This window comes from Arthrobacter sp. SAFR-044, from assembly GCF_051965175.1.
Lineage (GTDB): Bacteria > Actinomycetota > Actinomycetes > Actinomycetales > Micrococcaceae > Arthrobacter.
This window is the reverse complement of record NZ_JBQCMK010000004.1, coordinates 40,335-59,692: the sequence shown is the minus strand read 5'-3', so window position 1 is coordinate 59,692 and position 19,358 is coordinate 40,335. Positions and strand designations below refer to the sequence as shown.

Here is a 19,358-nt window from a genome sequence, read left to right as displayed (position 1 = left end):
CAACACCCGCAGGCATTGACAGAAGTCAAGTGGATACTCCCAGGTTCGCACCGTCATTGGGGTGCGGCAGCCCGTGGGAGCCGGCGGATGTTCTGAAAACCCGTTGTTCTGCGTGCCACAACCAGGTGCCGCCCAATGGAGTGGCGGGTGTGCCGGAAGAATCCGAAGCCTGCCCTGCTCATCATTGGCGGTCTTGGGAACAAACCACCGGACCGGAGTCCGAATGTGGATCGGCTTCCAGCCACGTTCATTCTCTCATACCCGCGCGGGATCGCCGCGGAAGCGGGCGTTGGTCTTCCCATTGCTGTGTGGTGGCCCCAGCCGCCGGCGTTACAATCAGGCACAGGAGCACCGGACGAAAAGGACGCAACACCCATGCCCAGCATCTCCCCCGTCAGCGCCCATGAACAGCAACGGGCCACCGACCCGAAGGCCAGTGCCGCCGGAAGCATTCCGCGCATGGCCCGGAACCGGCCCTTTGGCTGGCTGCTGGTCATCACCGGAATCGTAGGCTGGCTTGCCTCCGGGACGCTCGTCCTGGAGAAGCTCGAAGTGCTGAAGGACCCGAACCACACCACCGTGTGCGATGTGAACCCCTGGATCTCCTGCGGCCAGGTGATGCAGACCTGGCAAAGCTCGCTGTTCGGCTTCCCCAACATGTTCATCGGCATCGTGGCCTTCGCCATCACCATAACGGTGGGGATGGCCCTGCTTTCCGGGGCGACCTTTGCCCGCTGGTACTGGCTGGGACTGCAGTTGGGGGTCACGCTCGGCTTCGCGTTCGTCGTCTGGCTGTGGTCCCAGGCCCTGTACGCCATCCACATCCTGTGCCCGTTCTGCATGATCGTTTGGGCGGCAATGATCCCGCTCTTCGTGTGGACCACCATCCGGAACATCTCGACCGGGGTTATTCCCATGCCCGCAGGGGCGGCCCGCGTCCTGGGTGATTCCGGTTGGATCATCACAGCGCTGCTGTATGTGGCCGTGATCGCCACCATCTTCTTCGCGTTCATCCAGGTCTTCGCAGGAACCTCGGGGTTCTAGGCCCACCGCTCCCCCAGTCCCCAGCGCCCCCTGCGCGAGATGACAGATAAGGCCAATGTTCACGAGGAACATTGGCCTTATCTGTCATCTCGCGGGGCTTTTAGCCTTCGCCGCAGCACCTGCACTTCACGGCAAGTGCGCCGGGCAAACCGTGATTACTGGAACCAGATCTTGATCTCGCGGTCCGCCGAATCCGTGGAGTCGGAGCCATGCACCAGGTTCTGCTGCACCTTCAGGCCCCAGTCCCGGCCGAAATCGCCGCGGATGGTGCCCGGAGCCGCCGTCGTGGGGTCCGTGGTGCCTGCCAGCGAACGGAAGCCTTCGATGACGCGGTGGCCTTCGAAGATGGCCGCCACCACGGGCCCGCTGAGCATGAATTCCACCAGGGGCTCGTAGAACGGCTTGCCCACGTGCTCCTCGTAGTGCTGCTCCAGCAGCTCGCGGGTGGCGTCGACCTTCTTCAGCTCAACAAGGCTGTAGCCCTTGGCTTCAACCCGGGCCAGGATGGCGCCGGTCAGGTTACGGGCGACGCCGTCGGGCTTGATCAGGACGAGGGTGCGCTCTGTAGTCACAACTGCTCCAATGCGTTGGTGGGGTTTCGGGACAAGTCTACGGGGACTGGCTTACGGGGATTGGGGCTGTGCGGGACCGGCAGCCTGGTCCGGGTGGGTGGCTTCCCATTCGGCCTGCTCGCGTTCGCGCTGCGCCGCTTCCCGGTCCAGCCGGATGCCAGTGCGGATCCCGTACCACCAGGCCACCGCAAAGAGCGCGCCCACCAGGAACATTGCGGGCTCGAAAATGCCGGTGAGGACCAGGACGAGCTGCAGGATCCAGCCGAGGCCAATGCCCCAGGGTTTGTTGAGGACTGCGCAGGCGAAGATCATGACCACACTGAGGGCAATGCCCACGCCGAGGATCAGGGCGGGCGGGAACTCCCCACGGCGCAACCCGAACACCACCAGGGTGGCAAAGAACATGACGAATGCTTCCAGGAGCAGCACCGTGGAGGCAAACATCACCTTGGTGGAGCGGCGCTTCTTCGGCATGCCGGGGCGCCATTCCCGCTGCGCTTTTGTGAGTCTCGCCATGGTCACGCCTCCGTTTTTCCGAGCAGGATCCGTGCCTCGGCCACCAGGGTGATCGATCCGGTGACCAGCACGGCCCCGGACAGGTCCTCGTTCGCTTCAGCCCGCTCCACCGCCCATTCAAGGGCGTCGTCCAGCTTCTCGGCGACATGGATGTTGTCCTCGCCGAAGCCCAGGTCGATGGCGAGTTCTGCCAGTTCGGCTGCCGGAACGGCCCGGGGTGAGTTGGACTGCGTGAAGCAGTATTCCTCGGCCACGCCCCCGAGGGATTCCTTGAGCCCGCGGAGGATCTCCTCCGCGTCCTTTTCCTTGAGCACGCCCACCACGGGAACCAGGCGCGTGAAGGTGAACGCCTCCTGCAGCGCCTCAGCGGAGGCTTTGATGCCGTCGGGGTTGTGGGCCGCGTCCACGATGATGGTGGGCGCGGTACGCACCACTTCCAGGCGGCCCGGTGATGTCACCGCGGCGAAGCCTTCCTGCAGGACCTCGAAGTCGAGTTCCTTCTCCCCGCCGAAGAACGCCTCCAGCGCGGCCACCGCCACGGCGGCGTTCTGTGCCTGGTGCGCGCCGTGCAGCGGCACCAGCAGGTCCGGGTAGCGGCCGGCTATGCCCTGGATGGTGACCATCTGCCCGCCAACGGCCACGGTCCGTGACTCGACGCCGAACTCCACGCCCTCGAAGCGGAACGGCACGCCCACTTCCTTGGCCTTCTCCAGCAGCACCTGGGCCGCGTCCAGGGGCTGCGCTGCACTGATGAGGTAGCCACCGGGCTTGATGATGCCGGCCTTTTCGTAGGCGATGTCCTCCGTGGTGTCACCCAGCAGGTCGGTGTGGTCCAGCGAAATCGGCGTCACCACGGACACCTGGCCGTCACCCACGTTGGTGGCATCGGTGATACCGCCCAGGCCTACCTCGATGATGGCCACGTTGACGGGCTGGTCGGCGAAGATGGCGAAGCCCAGGATGGTCAGGCACTCGAAGTAGGTGAGCCGCGGCTGGCCCTCAGCCTCCAGCTCCGAATCGACGATCTGCAGGTAGGGCCGGATTTCGTCCCAGATCCTGACGAACGTTTCGTCCGACACCGGGTGGCCGTCGATGCTGATCCGTTCGGTGACCTTGGACAGGTGCGGGCTGGTGTAGCGGCCGGTGCTCAGGCCGTGGGCGCGGAGTACGGATTCGATCATCCGCGAGGTGGACGTCTTGCCGTTGGTTCCGGTGACGTGGATGATCGGGTACGCCTTGTTGGGCTCGCCGAGTACGTCCATGGCGCGGAACAGCGGCGCCAGGCGGGGCTCCATCTTGTTTTCCGGCGCCCGGCCCAACAGTTCGGCATAGACGCTTTCCACGGAAAATTCGTCGGTCATGTCCTAGGCCTCCACTTTTTCAACCACGACGGCGGGTTCGGCCACGTCGGCCGGTTCAGCGGCGAGGTCCACTGTCAGCGTCTCTCCCTTGACCAGCTCAGCGTTGGCCAGCAGCGCATCCACCACGTTCTGCGCGGCAGTTACGGTGGTCCGGATCCGGTCGCTGACGTTGAGTCCGGCGTCCTTCCGGGCCTGCTGGATCGCGCGGACCGTGTCGCGCGCCAGGCCTTCGGCCTCCAGCTCGGGGGTGACTTCGGTGTTTAGGACGACAAACCCGCCGCCGGGCAACACGGCAACGGCCGCCGAACCGCCGTCGGATTCTGCCACCACTGTCTCCAGCGTGTACTCCTGGGGCTCCAGCTGCAGCCCACCCGCGGTGACTACACCGCCGTCGTCCACTGACCAGTCGCCGGACTTCGAACCCTTGATGGCTACCTGGACGTTCTTGCCCAGGCGCGGGCCGGCGGCACGGGCGTTAACCACCAGCTTCTGCTCGATGCCGAATTCCTCCGGGGAAGCCGTGGCGGCGTCCAGCAGGCGGACGGACCGGAGGTTGAGTTCATCGGCGACGACGGCGGCAAAGCCTTCCAGCGCGCCGGCGCCGGGTGCCACCACGGTGAGTTCCTGCAGCGGCAGGCGGACACGCAAATTTGCTGCCTTGCGGAGCGAGGACCCGGTGGAGCAGATCTGCTGGACCCGGTCCATGGCTTCCACCAGGGAGGGGTTGGCGGGGAAGAGGTCAGCGTCCGGCCAGTCGGCGAGGTGCACGGACCGGCCGCCGGTCAGGCCGCGCCAGATCTCCTCGGAGACCAGCGGCAGGAGGGACGCCGCGGCACGGGTGATGGTCTCCAGTGCGGTGAACAGTGCGTCGAACGCGTCCTGGTCCTCGTCGAAGAACCGTTGCCGGCTGCGGCGGACGTACCAGTTGGTGAGCATGTCCAGGTAGCTCCGCAGCGAGTCGCAGGCGCCGGAGATGTCATACGTGTCCAGCTGCGCGGTCATGCTGCGCACCAGGTCGCCGGTGTTGGCCAGCAGGTACTGGTCCAACGTGTCCCGGTAGCCCTCGTAGCGCAGTTTGGCGTCGTATCCCGCGGCAGTACCGTCAACTACGTTGGACGCGTTGGTGTACAGGGTGAAGAAGCTGTACACGTTCCACAGCGGCAGGATCACCTGGCGAACGCCGTCGCGGATGCCCTGTTCGGTGACGATCAGGTTGCCGCCGCGCAGGATGGGGCTGGACATGAGGAACCAGCGCATGGCGTCGGAGCCGTCGCGGTCCAGGACCTCGGACACGTCCGGGTAGTTGCGCAGGCTCTTGGACATCTTCTGGCCGTCGGAGCCCAGGACGATGCCGTGGCTGATGACGTTCCGGAACGCGGGCCGGTCGAACAGCGCCGTGGACAGGATGTGCAGCATGTAGAACCAGCCGCGGGTCTGCCCGATGTACTCGACGATGAAGTCGGCCGGGTTGTGGGTGTTGAACCAGGCCTCGTTCTCGAACGGGTAGTGGACCTGGCCGTACGGCATGGAGCCGGAGTCGAACCAGACGTCCAGGACGTCCTCCACGCGGCGCATCATGGACTGGCCCTCTTCGGGGGTGCGGGGGTCGTCCGGGTTGGGCCGGGTGAGCTCGTCAATGAACGGGCGGTGGAGGTCCACCTCGCCGTCCTTGTTCAGCGGCAGCCGGCCGAAGTCGGCTTCGATCTCCGCCAGGGATCCGTAGACGTCGGTGCGCGGGTACTCGGGGTCCGTGGACTGCCACACCGGGATGGGGCTGCCCCAGAAGCGGTTGCGGCTGATGGACCAGTCGCGGGCGTTTTCCAGCCACTTGCCGAACTGGCCGTCCTTGACGTTCCCGGGGATCCAGTTGATCTCCTGGTTCAGCTCGGACATCCGGTCCTTGAATTTGGTGACCTCCACGTACCAGGAGGAGACGGCGCGGTAGATCAGCGGGTTGCGGCAGCGCCAGCAGTGCGGGTAGCTGTGCTCGTAGCTGGCCTGGCGGACCAGCCGGCCCTGGGCACGGAGCACCTGGGTGATGGGCTTGTTGGCCTCGAAGACCTGCAGCCCCACGATGTCGTGGAGGGCGCCGTGCTTGAACAGCGGCAGGAACTTGGCGCCCTCGTCCACGGAGAGCACCACGGGGATGCCCGCCTCCTCGCAGACCTTCTGGTCGTCTTCACCGTAGGCAGGCGCCTGGTGCACGATGCCGGTTCCGTCCGTGGTGGTGACGTAGTCGGCCAATACGAAGCGCCAGGCGTTCTCCATGCCGTACTTCTCGTTGTCGGCGAAGTCGTCCCAGAGCCGCTGGTACTCCAGACCCTCCAGCTCGGCACCCGTGTGGGTGGACACGACCGCGGCTTCTGCATCCTCGAAGCTGTCGTAGCCCAGGTCCTTGGCGTAGCTGCCCAGCAGGTCCGCTGCCAGCAGGAAGCTTCCCGTGACGGGGGCGTCCGCAGAGGCCGCCTTGATGCCGTTGGGGCCGGCGGGCAGCACGGCGTAGGTGATGGAAGGGCCGACGGCGAGCGCGGCGTTGGTGGGCAGCGTCCAGGGGGTGGTGGTCCAGGCGAGGGCCTGCACGCCTGCCAGCTTCCGGGAGAGTTCCGATTCCCCCGCGAGGATGGGGAACGTGACGGTGACGGTCTGGTCCTGGCGGTTCTTGTAGACGTCGTCGTCCATGCGCAGTTCATGGTTGGACAGCGGCGTCTCATCCTTCCAGCAGTAGGGCAGCACCCGGTAGCCGTTGTACGTCAGGCCCTTGTCGTGCAGCTGCTTGAAGGCCCAGAGAACGGACTCCATGTACTCGACGTTGAGGGTCTTGTAGTCGTTGTCGAAGTCCACCCACCGGGCCTGGCGGGTGACGTAGCTGCGCCACTCGTCGGCGTACTTCATCACGGAGGCGCGGCAGGCGTCGTTGAACTTGTCGATGCCCATGGCTTCGATCTGGGTCTTGTCCGTCATCCCCAGTTGCTTCATGGCCTCAAGCTCGGCGGGCAGGCCGTGGGTGTCCCAGCCGAAGCGGCGTTCCACGCGCTTGCCGCGCTGGGTCTGGTAGCGGCCCACCAGGTCCTTGGCGTAGCCGGTGAGGAGGTGGCCGTAGTGCGGGAGGCCGTTGGCGAAGGGCGGGCCGTCGTAGAACACGAACTCGTTGCTGCCGGGCTCGCCGCCGGGGACATCGGCGCTGCGCTGGTCGATGCTGGCCTGGAAGGTGCCATCCTGGTCCCAGTATTTCAGGATGCGCTCTTCGATCTCCGGGAACTTCACGGAGGCGGAAACGCCGGCGCTGCCGTTGGAAGAGGGGCTGGAGGCTGAGGCCTTGGGGTAAAACGTCATGTTCGACATCCTGGGTTGAGCGCGGTGAACCCCGGCCGGGCCGGATGTTCCGTTCAGGATGCGAGGACGGCTGCCGCGCCATCTTTGAAAGACTGCACGCCCACCGCGGTACCACCTCACTTACCGGCGCTGCGTGTGTCCGTGAGGAACACCTGCTGCCCCGGCCTCTCATTACTGCTGTGACGGGCTTACCCGTCCGGTTCTACTGGCGCAGCCGCCCTGCAGGGGCGCGTTGCGCGTTCTTCCGGAAGCTCACCGGTGATTGCCGGGTCATCGCCCTATCGAGTCTACTATCGCCGCGGCGTCCTGTGCCATTCGGAGAGGAGCACCATTCAGGCAGTTGCGGGGCTGACGCGGGAATGCTGCATTGCCTAGACTCGCCTCATGACAGCTCCCGGCCGCTCCGCGGGGCACCGCCGTTTGGCCGCGGTCTCCAGATGGCTGTTTCTCCCTGCCGCCCTGCCGGTGGCAGTGGTGGCCACCCTCCGGTCAGTGCCCGTCGAGTGGCCCGTCCTTGGCGTCCAACTGGTGGCGTTCACGCCCTGGGCCGCGGTGCCCGCCGCCGCGGCCCTGCTCCTGGCCTTCCTGGGGCGGAGCCGGTGGCGGCAGGTCCTGGCCGTTTGCCTGGCCGGCTGCCAGGCATTCTGGCTTCTCCCCCTCGACGTCCGGGGACCTGCCGCGGAGGCGGCCGGCCACCCCGTCCCGCTTGTCGCCATGAGCATCAACGCCGAGCTGGGCCAGGCGGACGCCGTCGGCATCGTGGACCTGGTCCGTGAACAGCACGTGGAGCTGCTGGCGGTGGAGGAGTACACGCCGGAACTGGCGCAGCGGCTCGCGGCGGCGGGTCTGGGCACTTTGCTCCCCCACCGGGTGGCACATGCGCGGGCACGGGCCGCCGGCACGGCCATCTACTCTTCGCACCCGCTGGAGGACGCGGGAACGGTGCCGGGAACGCGGTTCGCCATGCCGATCTCCCGCCTCGACCTTAGCGGCAGCAGCGGGGGCAGCCTGCGGGTGGTGGCGGTCCACGCCCTGGCGCCGGTGGGTGACGCCGTCGCGCAGTGGCGCAGCGACCTGGCCGCCGTGGCCGGATCCGGCGGCGGTTCCGGTCCCCTGCTGCTCGCAGGGGACTTCAACGCGACCTGTGATCACCGGGAATTCCGGGCGCTGCTGGTCGGGACAACCGGCGGCCGCAGCCTGGTGGATGTTGCGGCCTCCCTGGGCAGGAGGCTGGTGCCCACCTGGCCCATGCGCGGCTACCGCCTGCCGGGGATCGCGCTGGACCATTTGGTGACCAGCCGCGACATTTCCGCCTCCGGGTACTCAGTCCACCGGATCGAGGGCACGGACCATGCCGCAGTGGTGGCCACCCTGAACATCCACGTGCCCTAGCCCTTCCTGATGAGCTTGTGCGTGGCCGCCTGCGCCACCGGCCGGATGACGATCTGGTCGAGGTTGACGTGGTGCGGGGCGCTGACGGCATACCGCACAACGTCGGCCACATCCTCTGCTGTCAGGGGTTTCTCCACGCCCCGGTACACCTTTTCAGCGGACTGCGCGTCTCCCAGGCGGTTGAGGGCGAACTCCTCTGTCTGCACCAGCCCCGGCGCCACCTCGATGACACGGACGTTGTACTCGGCTTCTTCGAGCCGCAGGGCGTTGGTCATGGCGTGCTGCCCGAACTTGGCAGCGTTGTAACCACCCCCGCCTTCGTACGCGTCCAGTCCCGCAGTAGAGGTGAGGTTCAGGACGGTGCCCTCGCCGGTGGCCCGCAGCATCGGAAGGAACGCACGGGTGAGCTTCAGTGTTCCAAGGACGTTGACCCGGAACATCCACTCCCAGTCCGCGGTGTTGGCGTCGCCTATCCTGTCCGCACCGCGGGCGCCGCCGGCGATGTTGATCAGCGTGTCGATACCGCCCGCCCCGGTGACCTCCGCCAGAAGCCGGGACACGTCGTCGTCCTCTGCAATGTCTGCAGGAATGGCGACAGCGCCCGTCGCTCGTTCCAGCGCCGCCAGGCGCTCGGCCCGGCGCGCCACGGCGAAGACAGTCCACCCGTCGGCGCGCAGCGCACGCACTGTTGCCTCTCCGATTCCGCTGCTCGCGCCGGTCACCAATGCTGCCTTTTTCTGCAAGTCCTCAGTCATGGCACCACCCTAGCGGGATCAGCCGGCGGGCCGTTCCTGGAGGTAATCCAGCAGGACACGGGCGTTGTTGGCTTCCGGGTTCTTGGCAGCGTAAAGGAGGGTGATCCGGGGGTGTGAGCGGGCCAGTTCCAGCAGCGTCTCCACGGCTGGGTTACCGTCCAGTTCACGCCGGTAGCGTTCGCTGAAGTCCGCAAACCGCTCCGGGCGGTGGTTGAACTCCTTGCGCAACTCCGTGGAGGGTGCCACGTCCTTGAGCCAAAGGTCGACGGCGGCGTTTTCCTTGGGCATCCCCCGCGCCCACAGCCGGTCCACCAGCACCCGGAAGCCGTCGTCGTCCGCCGGTGGCTCGTAGATGCGCTTCACGCCAAAGGCGGCCCGAAACTCTCCCATGGGCCGTATGCTATCCCGGTCCGCGTCCGCCTGCCCGGGATGGGTTGGGCGGGATGGAAGCAGGCATGAAAGAATTGCCCAATGGCTGAAGACACGCAGGGTACAGACACGCCCACCACCGCCCCCATCAACGTTCCGGATAAGCCGGCCCTCGAGGGCCTCGAAGCCGCGCTGACCCAGCGCTGGCTGGCCGAGGGAACCTACAAGTTCAACCCCGACACCACCCGGGAGCAGGTCTACTCGATCGACACTCCCCCGCCCACCGCGTCGGGATCCCTGCATGTGGGGCACATGTTCTCCTTCACCCAGACGGACGTCCAGGCGCGCTACATGCGCATGACCGGCAAGAACGTCTTCTACCCCATGGGCTGGGACGACAACGGCCTGCCCACCGAGCGCCGTGTCCAGAACTACTACGGTGTCCGCTGCGATCCCGCCATCCCGTACAACGCCGGCTACCGTCCCCCGGCGCAGCCTGCCAAGAACCAGCGCGATTTCGACGTCGTCTCGCGGCAGAACTTCATCGAACTCTGCGAGGAACTGGCGGTCGAGGACGAGAAGGTCTTCGAGAACCTGTTCCAGACCCTGGGCCTGTCCGTCGACTGGGACCTGACCTACCGCACCATCGATGACACTTCCCGCGCGGTGTCCCAGCGCGCCTTCCTGGCCAACCTGGCCGCCGGAGACGCCTACATGGCCGAGGCTCCCACGCTGTGGGACGTCACGTTCCGTACCGCCGTGGCCCAGGCCGAGCTTGAGGACCGCGAAGTTCCCGGCGCTTACTACCGGTATCCCTTCTTTGCAGAAGACGGCACCAAGGTGTTCATCGAGACCACGCGTCCGGAGCTGCTGGCCGCCTGCGCCGCCCTGGTGGCAAATCCCGACGACGAGCGGTACCAGCCGCTGTTCGGCAAGACCGTGAAGTCCCCGCTGTTCGACGTTGAGCTCGAGGTCAAGGCCCACCCGCTGGCAAAGGCGGACAAGGGTTCGGGCATCGCCATGGTCTGCACCTTCGGTGACCTGACCGACGTCACCTGGTGGCGCGAACTGCAGCTCCCCACCCGCGCCATCATGGGCCGCGACGGCCGCATCATCGCCGAAAACCCCGAGTGGATCACCACCGACGCCGGCAAGGAGGCGTACGCCGCCATCGCCGGCAAGACCGCTTTCTCCGCGAAGGAAGCCGTGGTGGAACTGCTCAAGGAAGCAGACCTGCTGGACGGCGAACCGAAGAAGATCACCCACCCGGTGAACTTCTTCGAAAAGGGCGACAAGCCCCTGGAAGTGGTCACCTCACGCCAGTGGTACATCCGCAACGGCGGCCGCGACGAGGACCGCCGGGAACGCCTGATCGGCCGGGGCAAGGACATCGACTTCCACCCGTCCTTCATGCGCTCACGCTATGAAAACTGGATCGCCGGCCTGAACGGTGACTGGCTGGTCTCCCGCCAGCGGTTCTTCGGCGTCCCCATCCCCGTCTGGTACCCCCTCGACGCACAGGGAAACCCGGACTACGACAACCCCATCCTGCCCTCGGATGAGCTGCTCCCCGTGGACCCGGCCGCTGACGCAGCTCCCGGCTTCGACGAGGCGCAGCGGGACCAGCCCAACGGCTTCACCGGTGATGCGGACGTCCTTGACACCTGGGCAACGTCGTCCCTGACGCCCCAGATCGTGGGCGGCTGGAGCCGGAACGAGGACCTGTTCGGCAAGGTGTACCCGTTCGACCTGCGCCCGCAGGGCCACGACATCATCCGCACCTGGCTGTTCTCCTCGGTGGTCCGCGCCGACGCCCTCCAGAAGAACGCCCCCTGGAAGCACGCGGCCATCTCCGGCTGGATCCTGGACCCGGACCGCAAGAAGATGTCCAAGTCCAAGGGCAACGTGGTGGTGCCCACGGACGTCCTGAACGAGTACGGTTCGGACGCCGTCCGCTACTGGGCCGCCTCGGCACGGCTGGGCGCAGACACGGCCTACGAGATCGCGCAGATGAAGATCGGCCGCCGCCTGGCCATCAAGCTCCTGAACGCCTCCAAGTTCGTGCTGAACCTGGGCGCCACCGAGAACTCGGTGCTGTCTGGCGACCTTTCCGTCCTGGCGAACCCCCTGGACCGGGCGCTGCTGGCCCAGCTGGCCGAGGTCGTGGCACAGTCCACCAAGGCATTCGACAACTACGACTACGCCCGCGCCCTGCAGCTCACGGAATCGTTCTTCTGGCAGTTCACGGACGACTACGTTGAGCTGATCAAGGACCGTGCGTACGGGGCGGCCGGCGAATCCGAGCAGGCCTCCGTGCTGGCCGCGCTGGCCACAACGCTGGACACCCTGCTGCGGCTCTTCGCCCCGTTCCTGCCCTTCGCCACCGAGGAGGTATGGAGCTGGTGGCGCAACGGGTCCGTGCACCGCGCCCAATGGCCTGCCGCACTGGAAATCCCCGGCGGCGACACCACCATGCTGGCAACCGTGGGCGTGGCCCTCAGCGGTGTCCGCAAGGCCAAGTCCGAGGCCAAGGTCAAGCAGCGCACGGAAGTGCTGTCCGCAACCATCACCGCCCCGGAAGCGCTCACCGCACAGCTGCAGGCAGGGCTGGCTGACTTGAAGGCCGCGTCCAATGCCCGGGAGATCACCCTGGCTGTCGGCGACGGCGACCTCACGGTCTCCGACGTTGCCCTGGCACCGAGCGACGAGCCCGCCAAGGCCTGACAGCAGACCGGATCCGCATCAGCCTGATTCCAGGCAAAAGGGGAAGCCCCATCAGCGTGTTGCCGTTGGTGGGGCTTCGACTTTTTCGGCCATCCGGTGACGTGCTCTGATGGTCTGGCAGGATCCTCTGATATTCAGGTCTTACTACCCCGTCACTGGTAGCTTGCATTCAACTTTGCCGATGGCTGCGTCAACTTACATATCACTGAATCTTTGGTTCCTGCGTCCCCTTCTTTCGAAGTGGTAGGAACTATTGTTCTCCTGCGCCGGACCACGTGCAAGGGCCCCGGGATAACTACATTCAGGTAGTTCTCCCGGGGCCCTTTCAGCGTGCTGCAGCCTGGCGTTTAGTTGAATTCCGGGCTCTCCGTGCGGCTGCGCTTCAACTCGAAGAAGTGCGGGTAGGCAGCGATGGCCGTGGTGGCATCCCAGATCCTGCCGGCTTCCTCACCGCGGGGAATACGGGTGAGGACGGGCCCGAAAAACGCTGTTCCGTTGAAGGCAACCACAGGGGTTCCAACGTCCTGCCCCACCAGCGAGATGCCTTCCTCATGGCTGGCCCTGAGTTGGCCGTCGTAAGCGTCAGTGGTGGCAGCATCCGCCAAGGAGGCGGGGAGGCCGCACTCCGCCAGGGCCTTGGTGATGACCTCGGCACGGTTTTTTTCGCCGTGGTTGTGGATCAACGTTCCCATGGCGTCGTACAGCGGCTTGATGACCTGCGGCCCGTGCTCTTCCCGGGCGGCGATGATCACGCGGACCATGCCCCAGGCGTTGTCCATCGATTCACGGTAGCCGGGGTTCAGGTCACGTCCCTCATTCAGGACAGCGAGGCTCATGACGTGCCATTCCGTCTCGATGTCCCGGACGGCTTCGACTTCTCCGATCCAGCGGGAAGTGACCCATGCGAACGGGCACAGGGGGTCGAACCAGAAATCGGCTTTGTTCTTTGCAGGTGAAGTCACAGAGGTCCTCTCGGTCAGGCAGACTTGCGGCGCTTGGCCACGTGCGGAATCATGGTGGGCTCGGCGCCCCGCAGAACCACGTCCTCGGTGATCACCACGCTGGCCACGTCCTCGCGGCTGGGAAGATCGAACATCACGGGAAGCAGGACTTCCTCGAGGATGGCGCGCAGACCGCGGGCGCCGGTGCCCCGTTCCAGGGCCTGTTCGGCAATGGCGTCCAGGGCGGCGTCGTCGAACACCAGTTCCACGCCGTCGATCTGGAACATCTTCTGGTACTGCTTCACCAAGGCGTTCTTGGGGGTGGAAAGGATCTGGATCAGGGCGTCGCGGTCCAGGTTGGACACCGTGGTGATCACGGGGAGCCTGCCGATGAATTCCGGGATCAGGCCGAACTTCAGCAGGTCCTCCGGCATGACCTCACCGTAGGAGTCCACCTTCTTGCTGGCCTCGTTGAGCGGAGCACCGAAACCGATGCCCTTGCGCCCGGAGCGGGAGCCGATAATCTCCTCCAGGCCCGCGAAGGCACCGGCGACGATGAACAGGACGTTGGTGGTGTCGATCTGGATGAATTCCTGATGCGGGTGCTTCCGCCCGCCCTGCGGCGGCACCGACGCCACGGTCCCTTCGAGGATCTTCAGGAGTGCCTGCTGCACCCCCTCGCCGGATACGTCACGGGTGATGGAGGGGTTCTCGCTCTTGCGGGAGATCTTGTCAATCTCGTCGATGTAGATGATGCCCTGTTCGGCCTTCTTGACGTCGTAGTCAGCGGCCTGGATGAGCTTGAGGAGGATGTTCTCCACGTCTTCGCCCACGTACCCGGCCTCGGTCAGGGCGGTAGCGTCCGCGACGGCGAACGGGACGTTCAGCCGGCGGGCGAGGGTCTGGGCAAGGTAGGTCTTGCCGCAGCCCGTGGGGCCGATCAGGAGGATGTTCGACTTGGCGATCTCGACGTCGTCGTGGTGGCCGCCGTCCCCCAGGTTTCCGGACTTTGGCGCATGGCCGGCCTGGATCCGCTTGTAGTGGTTGTAGACCGCGACGGCGAGGGAGCGCTTGGCGGGCTCCTGGCCGATGACGTATTCCTGCAGGAAGTCGAAGATTTCACGCGGCTTAGGCAGTTCAAAGCTGCCGAGGTCGGCGACCTCCGCAAGTTCCTCTTCGATGATTTCGTTGCACAACTCGATGCATTCATCGCAGATGTAGACACCGGGGCCGGCAATAAGCTTGCGCACCTGCTTCTGGCTCTTTCCGCAGAAAGAGCACTTCAGCAGATCCGTGCTCTCGCCAATCCGAGCCATATATGAACCCCTTAGTATCCTGCTGCCAGGCAGCCCTGCACCATTGCTGAAATGTATCCCGGCCGGCACGGCCCGGTTTGTGACAACATCCACTCTAGGTCACATTCGGCCCCAAGGGTGGAATGAAAAGGCCGGTGCGGCCAAATGAGAACTGGACCGCACCGGCTTTGGGTACTGCTACCTCGTGATCGCCTGGGGCTTGATCTTGCGTGAATCAAGGACCTGGTCGATGAGGCCGTATGCCTGGGCCTCTTCGGCGGTAAGGATCTTGTCGCGCTCGATGTCGTTGTTGACCTGCTCCGATGTGCGTCCGGAGTGGTGCGCCAGGGTGTCCTCGAGCCAGGACCGCATGCGCATGACCTCTGCTGCCTGGATTTCCAGGTCGGACGCCTGCCCGCCCTGGCCGCCGGACAGTGCCGGCTGGTGGATCAGGACACGGGCGTTGGGCAGTGCAAGCCGCTTTCCGGGCGTACCTGCCGCCAGCAGGACAGCAGCCGCGCTGGCGGCCTGCCCCAGGCAGACGGTCTGGATCTCGGGGCGGATGTACTGCATGGTGTCGTAGATCGCCGTCATGGCCGTGAAGGAGCCGCCGGGCGAGTTGATGTACAGCGTGATGTCGCGGTCGGGGTCCGTGGACTCCAGGACCAGCAGCTGGGCCATGATGTCGTCAGCTGAGGCGTCATCCACCTGGACACCGAGGAAGATAATGCGGTCCTCGAAGAGCTTGGTGTAGGGGTCCTGGCGCTTGAAGCCATAGGGGGTGCGTTCTTCGAACTGCGGCAGGACGTAGCGGCTGGACGGAAGATTCCCGGCTGACCACCCGAAGTTGTAGTTCATTGTGTTTGCTCCTGATCGAAGGGGTTCTGGGTGCCGGTTAGTTCTGGGAGGCTGATTCGCCGGAGGAACCGTTGGACGTTCCGCCGCCGCCTGAGACGGAGCCGGCGTGCGCCGCGATCTTGTCGAAGAAACCGTATTCGAGGGCTTCCTTGGCTGTGAACCACTTGTCGCGGTCGTTGTCCTTGAGAATGGTGTCAACGGTCTGGCCGGTCTGCTCTGCGGTGAGTTCCGCCATGACCTTCTTCATGTGCAGGATGAGTTCGGCCTGGATCTTGATGTCGGATGCGGTGCCGCCGATGCCGCCGGAGGGCTGGTGCATCAGGACGCGGGCGTTGGGCGTGGCGTAGCGCTTGCCCTTGGTGCCCGAGGAGAGCAGGAACTGTCCCATGGATGCGGCCAGGCCGGTGGCGACGGTCACGACGTCGTTGGGGATGAACTGCATGGTGTCGTAGATGGCCATGCCTGCCGTGACGGAGCCGCCGGGCGAGTTGATGTAGAGGTAGATGTCCTTTTCCGGGTTCTCGGCGGAGAGCAGGAGCAGCTGCGAGCAGATCGCGTTGGCGTTGTCGTCACGCACCTCCGAGCCCAGCCAGATGATCCGCTCCTTGAGAAGGCGGTTGTAAATGTAGTTGTCCTGGGCTGCAGGATCGACGGTCGCCATCCGGGGGGCCTCCGAGTGCTGTGACATGTTTATTTACCTCTCACTGGTGACGGTGACATCACTGAAAATCACTACTTGGACACTAACCGGTTTCACGGGTGTTTTGTTCGCGCACCGACGGCTGTTCGCTGACGGCGCACGATCATCGAATCAGCAGCGGGCGGCTTTCGGTCAAACGCGAACGGCCCCCGGATCGGAAGGATCCAGGAGCCGTTGCTGCGGTTCGGTAAGGGCTATGCCTTGGCGTCTGCCGTGGTGTCCTCGGCTTCGACAACCTCAGCCTCGGCGGCGTCGGTTGCGTCGACGTCGGCCGCTTCTGCGGCAGGTGCCTCTTCGCCGGCGGGGCGGACGAAATCGCTCAGGTCAACAGCCTTGCCCTCGGTGTCGGTCACCGTGGCCTGGCCCAGGACGACGGCCAGTGCCTTGCGGCGGCGGACCTCGGAAACCATCATGGGGACCTGGCCGCTCTGATCGATGATCTGGGCGAACTGGTTGGGGTCCATGCCGTACTGGCTGGCCGTGGTGACGATGTAGTCGATCAGCTCGTTCTGGCTGACGTTGACTTCTTCCTTTTCCGCGATGGCGTCGAGGATGATTTCGTTCTGGAAGGCGCGGGCCGTGTTGGCGCGGACCTCTTCGCGGTGCTCTTCGGTGTCGTGCTCGCCGTCGCCGTGGCCGTTGCCCTCCTGGAAGTGGGCTTCGAGCTGCTCTTCGACAACGGAGTCCGGAACCGGGACCTCAACCAGCTCAACCAGCTTGTCCAGGACCTTGTCGCGGGCTTCAACGCCCTGCTCCACGACCTTGGAGTCCGCAGCCTGCTTGGCCAGGTCTTCGCGGAGCTCGGCGAGGGTGTCGAACTCGGAGGCCAGCTGGGCGAAGTCATCGTTCGCTTCGGGCAGTTCGCGTTCCTTGACGGCCTTTACGACAACCTTGACCTGGGCGGCTTCGCCGGCATGGTCGCCGCCTACCAGGGTGGTGTCGAAGATGGCGTCTTCGTCAGCGCTGAGGCCGGTTACGGCCTCGTCCATGCCCTCAAGCATGGTTCCGGCGCCAACCTGGTAGGACAGGCCGGCAGCGGAGTCGACCTCTTCGCCGTCGATGGTGGCGGTGATGTCGATGGTGAGGAAGTCACCGTCGGCAGCGGGGCGGTCAACGGACTTCAGCGTGCCGAAGCGGCCGCGCAGTTCGTCAAGGGCCTTGTCCACGTCGGCGTCGGAGGATTCCGCAGCCGCAACCTGGACCTCGATGCCGGCGTAGTCCGGGAGCTCGATCTCGGGGCGGACGTCAACCTCGGCGGCGAACTTCAGGCCGCCGTCGGTGGCGGAGGGGTCGGGGACCTCGGTGATTTCCACCTCGGGACGGCTCAGGGGGCGGATGCCGGATTCCTGCACGGCAGCCTGGTACCAGCCGTTGAGGCCGTCGTTGATGGCGGTCTCCAGGACGTAGCCACGGCCGACGCGCTGGTCGATGAGCTTGGCGGGAACCTTGCCCTTGCGGAACCCGGGAACCTGGATCTGCGACGCAACAGTCTTATAGGCCGAGTCGATGCTGGGCTTCAGTTCCTCAAAGGGGACCTCAACATTGAGCTTGACCCGCGTGGGGGTGAGGTTCTCGACAGCGCTCTTCACGGTCTAAGTACTCCTGGGTTGTGGGATGGGTTTCTGCAACGCAATGTGTCCAGGCCGACTGCTCCTGGCAGCAGAGTCGGGGTGACAGGATTTGAACCTGCGACTTCCTGCTCCCAAAGCAGGCGCTCTAGCCAAGCTGAGCTACACCCCGTAAGTGCACAGGCAAGTCTACGGTGATACGCGCCGGGATTGCACATTTGACACGTAGGCCATGGATTAGGTTTAGTTGTATCCGGCTTGAACAGCCAGCCCGGAGTTTCCGCCGAAAAGCGGATCTTCCTTCGGGGACGTAGCTTAATGGTAAAGCCTCAGTCTTCCAAACTGATTACGCGGGTTCGATTCCCGTCGTCCCCTCCAATAACAAATAAGGCCCCTCATTCGAGGGGCCTTATTTGTGTCTGTTCTCCTACCCCTGCGGCTGCTGGCAGGACGGGCACCAGTAGAGGTTCCGCCCGGCATGGTCGGCCATGAGCACGATGGTGCGGCAGACCCGGCAGGGCAGCCCGTGCCGTTTGTAGACGAAGTGGACATCGTCGCGGTGGGGGAAGTGCGCGTTCTTGGCCGGCACCGGCATCCCTGCCGCGGCTGCCTTGGCGGCCGTGGTGCCATCAAGGGTCCAGTATTTCGGCGGTGTGGTGATGATCCGCCCGTCCGTCACGCCGTCGTTCATGACGGCGACGATGTCCCGCCACAGCCTGCGGGCGTCGTTGTCCGGAAGGGCGGTCCCGGGCAGCAACGGATCGAGGCGGCGGCGGAACAGGACTTCGGCGCGGTAGACGTTCCCGACGCCGGCAACCACCTTCTGGTCCATGAGCAGGGCCGCGAGCGCGGTCTTCCGGGCCCGGACATTGGCGGCGAAGCGGCCGGCGTCGCCCCGGAGGTTGCGCAACGGGTCGGGCCCCAGCCGCGCCAGGACGGCGTCGGCCTCTGCTGCGGTGATGGTTTCGCAGGTGGTGGCCCCGCGAAGGTCCGCCCAGCCGTGGCTGCCGGCGAGCCGGACACGGACGGCACCTACGGGTGCCGGCGGACCTGCGTAGGGCGCGCCGCCGTCGTCGTCCCCGTCGGCGAAAGCCTCCTGCTCCCCTACCCGCCGGGGCGCACCGATGCTGGAGGCACCGGTGAAGGTGCTGTCCCCGCCGAAGCTCCAGGCGCCGTATAGGCCGAGGTGGACGTGCAGCACCAGCGAGTTGTCGAAATGCAGGAACAGGTGCTTGCCGTGCGCCTCGGCAGCGACCATGGTGTAGCCGTCGAGCAGCGCCGCTCCCCCGCTGAACCTGCCCTGCGGACTGGACACAGCCAGCGCCTCGCCGGTGAACACGTCCCCGAACTGGCGCGCGAGGCGACGGACCGAATGCCCTTCAGGCACTACTCGATGACCTCGCCGGTGGCTTCAAAAACCGCGATCTTTTCGATCCTGCGGACATGGCGTTCGTCGTTGCTGAAGGGTTCGGCCAGGAACGCCTCGACCAGTTCGGTGGCTTCTTCCACCGTGTGCTGGCGGCCGCCCAGGGCCACGACGTTGGCGTCATTGTGCTCGCGGGCCAGGGTGGCGGTGGAGAGGTTCCAGGCGAGGGCGGCGCGGATGCCCTTCACCTTGTTGGCGGCAATCTGTTCGCCATTGCCGGACCCGCCCAGCACGATGCCCAGAGCGTGGACGCCGGCCTCCCGGTCGGCCACCACGGCAAGGGCGGCGTTGATGCAGAACGAGGGGTAGTCATCCTGGGCGTCGTAGACCTTGGGCCCGTGGTCCACCACCTCGTACCCCTTCCCAATCAGGTGGGACACCAGGTGGGCGCTGAGCTCCATGCCTGCGTGGTCGGTGGCGATGTGGACCCGCGGGAAGGCAGGGGTAGTGGTCACGTGCTAAGTCCGTTCGGTTGTGGGAGCCGGCGGCCACCCGGGTGGAGGC

Annotated in this window: 16 protein-coding genes and 2 tRNA genes; 4 read left to right on the top strand and 14 right to left on the bottom strand. The window is 65.5% G+C overall.

Annotation, left to right across the window (positions count from 1 at the left end; translation table 11 throughout):
- The first annotated feature begins 375 nt into the window (after positions 1-375).
- Positions 376-1,044 (top strand): vitamin K epoxide reductase family protein, encoded by a 669-nt coding sequence (locus tag ACTHQS_RS07635; RefSeq protein WP_440167517.1) that lies wholly within the window; start codon positions 376-378, stop codon positions 1,042-1,044.
- A gap of 155 nt (positions 1,045-1,199) precedes the next feature.
- Here ACTHQS_RS07635 and ndk read toward each other — a convergent pair whose 3' ends face one another.
- The 4 genes from ndk to ileS are packed head-to-tail and all read right to left on the bottom strand — an operon-like array spanning position 1,200 to position 6,826.
- Complete coding sequence (gene ndk / locus ACTHQS_RS07630; protein ID WP_440167516.1) at positions 1,200-1,616, bottom strand: nucleoside-diphosphate kinase; 417 nt, start codon at positions 1,614-1,616, stop codon at positions 1,200-1,202.
- Positions 1,617-1,667: 51 nt separating this feature from the next.
- A complete protein-coding gene (locus ACTHQS_RS07625; protein WP_440167514.1) occupies positions 1,668-2,132 on the bottom strand; it encodes a DUF4233 domain-containing protein in 465 nt (154 codons plus the stop codon).
- A gap of 2 nt (positions 2,133-2,134) precedes the next feature.
- A complete protein-coding gene (locus tag ACTHQS_RS07620; RefSeq protein ID WP_440167512.1) occupies positions 2,135-3,493 on the bottom strand; it encodes a bifunctional folylpolyglutamate synthase/dihydrofolate synthase in 1,359 nt (452 codons plus the stop codon).
- A gap of 3 nt (positions 3,494-3,496) precedes the next feature.
- A complete protein-coding gene (ileS, locus tag ACTHQS_RS07615) occupies positions 3,497-6,826 on the bottom strand; it encodes an isoleucine--tRNA ligase (RefSeq protein ID WP_440167510.1) in 3,330 nt (1,109 codons plus the stop codon).
- Between the two features lie 384 nt (positions 6,827-7,210).
- Between ileS and ACTHQS_RS07610 the strand changes: the two genes are divergently transcribed.
- Positions 7,211-8,218 carry an endonuclease/exonuclease/phosphatase family protein gene (locus tag ACTHQS_RS07610; protein ID WP_440167508.1) on the top strand — a complete coding sequence of 336 codons (1,008 nt, stop codon included), beginning with the start codon at positions 7,211-7,213 and terminating at the stop codon, positions 8,216-8,218.
- On the opposite strand, the gene ACTHQS_RS07605 is transcribed toward ACTHQS_RS07610, so the two are convergent.
- Both ACTHQS_RS07605 and ACTHQS_RS07600 read right to left on the bottom strand, forming a co-directional pair.
- Positions 8,215-8,973 (bottom strand): SDR family oxidoreductase, encoded by a 759-nt coding sequence (locus tag ACTHQS_RS07605; protein WP_440167507.1) that lies wholly within the window; start codon positions 8,971-8,973, stop codon positions 8,215-8,217. The genes ACTHQS_RS07610 and ACTHQS_RS07605 overlap by 4 nt on opposite strands.
- An 18-nt stretch (positions 8,974-8,991) precedes the next feature.
- Positions 8,992-9,363, bottom strand: a complete 372-nt coding sequence (locus ACTHQS_RS07600; protein ID WP_440167506.1) for a DUF488 domain-containing protein — start codon at positions 9,361-9,363, stop codon at positions 8,992-8,994.
- Positions 9,364-9,444: 81 nt separating this feature from the next.
- Here ACTHQS_RS07600 and valS point away from each other — a divergent pair, with 81 nt between their 5' ends.
- Positions 9,445-12,066, top strand: coding sequence for a valine--tRNA ligase (gene valS, locus ACTHQS_RS07595; protein ID WP_440167505.1), 2,622 nt, complete (start codon positions 9,445-9,447; stop codon positions 12,064-12,066).
- Between the two features lie 347 nt (positions 12,067-12,413).
- On the opposite strand, the gene ACTHQS_RS07590 is transcribed toward valS, so the two are convergent.
- The 6 genes from ACTHQS_RS07590 to ACTHQS_RS07565 all read right to left on the bottom strand — a co-directional run bounded on the left by ACTHQS_RS07590 (position 12,414) and on the right by ACTHQS_RS07565 (position 17,600).
- Positions 12,414-13,028 carry a mycothiol-dependent nitroreductase Rv2466c family protein gene (locus ACTHQS_RS07590; RefSeq protein ID WP_440167503.1) on the bottom strand — a complete coding sequence of 205 codons (615 nt, stop codon included), beginning with the start codon at positions 13,026-13,028 and terminating at the stop codon, positions 12,414-12,416.
- Between the two features lie 14 nt (positions 13,029-13,042).
- On the bottom strand, positions 13,043-14,323 hold the full coding sequence (clpX, locus tag ACTHQS_RS07585; protein WP_440167501.1) for an ATP-dependent Clp protease ATP-binding subunit ClpX: 1,281 nt from the start codon (positions 14,321-14,323) through the stop codon (positions 13,043-13,045).
- A gap of 177 nt (positions 14,324-14,500) precedes the next feature.
- Positions 14,501-15,160, bottom strand: a complete 660-nt coding sequence (locus tag ACTHQS_RS07580) for an ATP-dependent Clp protease proteolytic subunit (protein ID WP_018769476.1) — start codon at positions 15,158-15,160, stop codon at positions 14,501-14,503.
- A 37-nt stretch (positions 15,161-15,197) separates the two neighbouring features.
- Positions 15,198-15,821: an ATP-dependent Clp protease proteolytic subunit gene (locus ACTHQS_RS07575; protein ID WP_440167992.1), complete on the bottom strand. Its 624-nt coding sequence runs from the start codon at positions 15,819-15,821 to the stop codon at positions 15,198-15,200.
- A 233-nt stretch (positions 15,822-16,054) separates the two neighbouring features.
- Complete coding sequence (tig, locus tag ACTHQS_RS07570; RefSeq protein ID WP_440167499.1) at positions 16,055-17,449, bottom strand: trigger factor; 1,395 nt, start codon at positions 17,447-17,449, stop codon at positions 16,055-16,057.
- A 76-nt stretch (positions 17,450-17,525) separates the two neighbouring features.
- Positions 17,526-17,600: transfer RNA gene (locus tag ACTHQS_RS07565), tRNA-Pro, on the bottom strand.
- A gap of 132 nt (positions 17,601-17,732) precedes the next feature.
- On the opposite strand from ACTHQS_RS07565, the gene ACTHQS_RS07560 reads away from it, so the two are divergent.
- Positions 17,733-17,806 (top strand) — tRNA-Gly (locus ACTHQS_RS07560).
- Positions 17,807-17,855: 49 nt separating this feature from the next.
- Here ACTHQS_RS07560 and ACTHQS_RS07555 read toward each other — a convergent pair.
- Together ACTHQS_RS07555 and ACTHQS_RS07550 are read right to left on the bottom strand one after the other, a co-directional pair.
- Entirely contained in the window at positions 17,856-18,815 is a 960-nt protein-coding gene (locus ACTHQS_RS07555) for an Fpg/Nei family DNA glycosylase (protein ID WP_440167497.1), read from the bottom strand.
- Entirely contained in the window at positions 18,815-19,309 is a 495-nt protein-coding gene (locus ACTHQS_RS07550; RefSeq protein ID WP_440167496.1) for a ribose-5-phosphate isomerase, read from the bottom strand. The genes ACTHQS_RS07555 and ACTHQS_RS07550 overlap by 1 nt, the downstream gene beginning before the upstream one ends.
- Positions 19,310-19,358: the final 49 nt, after the last annotated feature.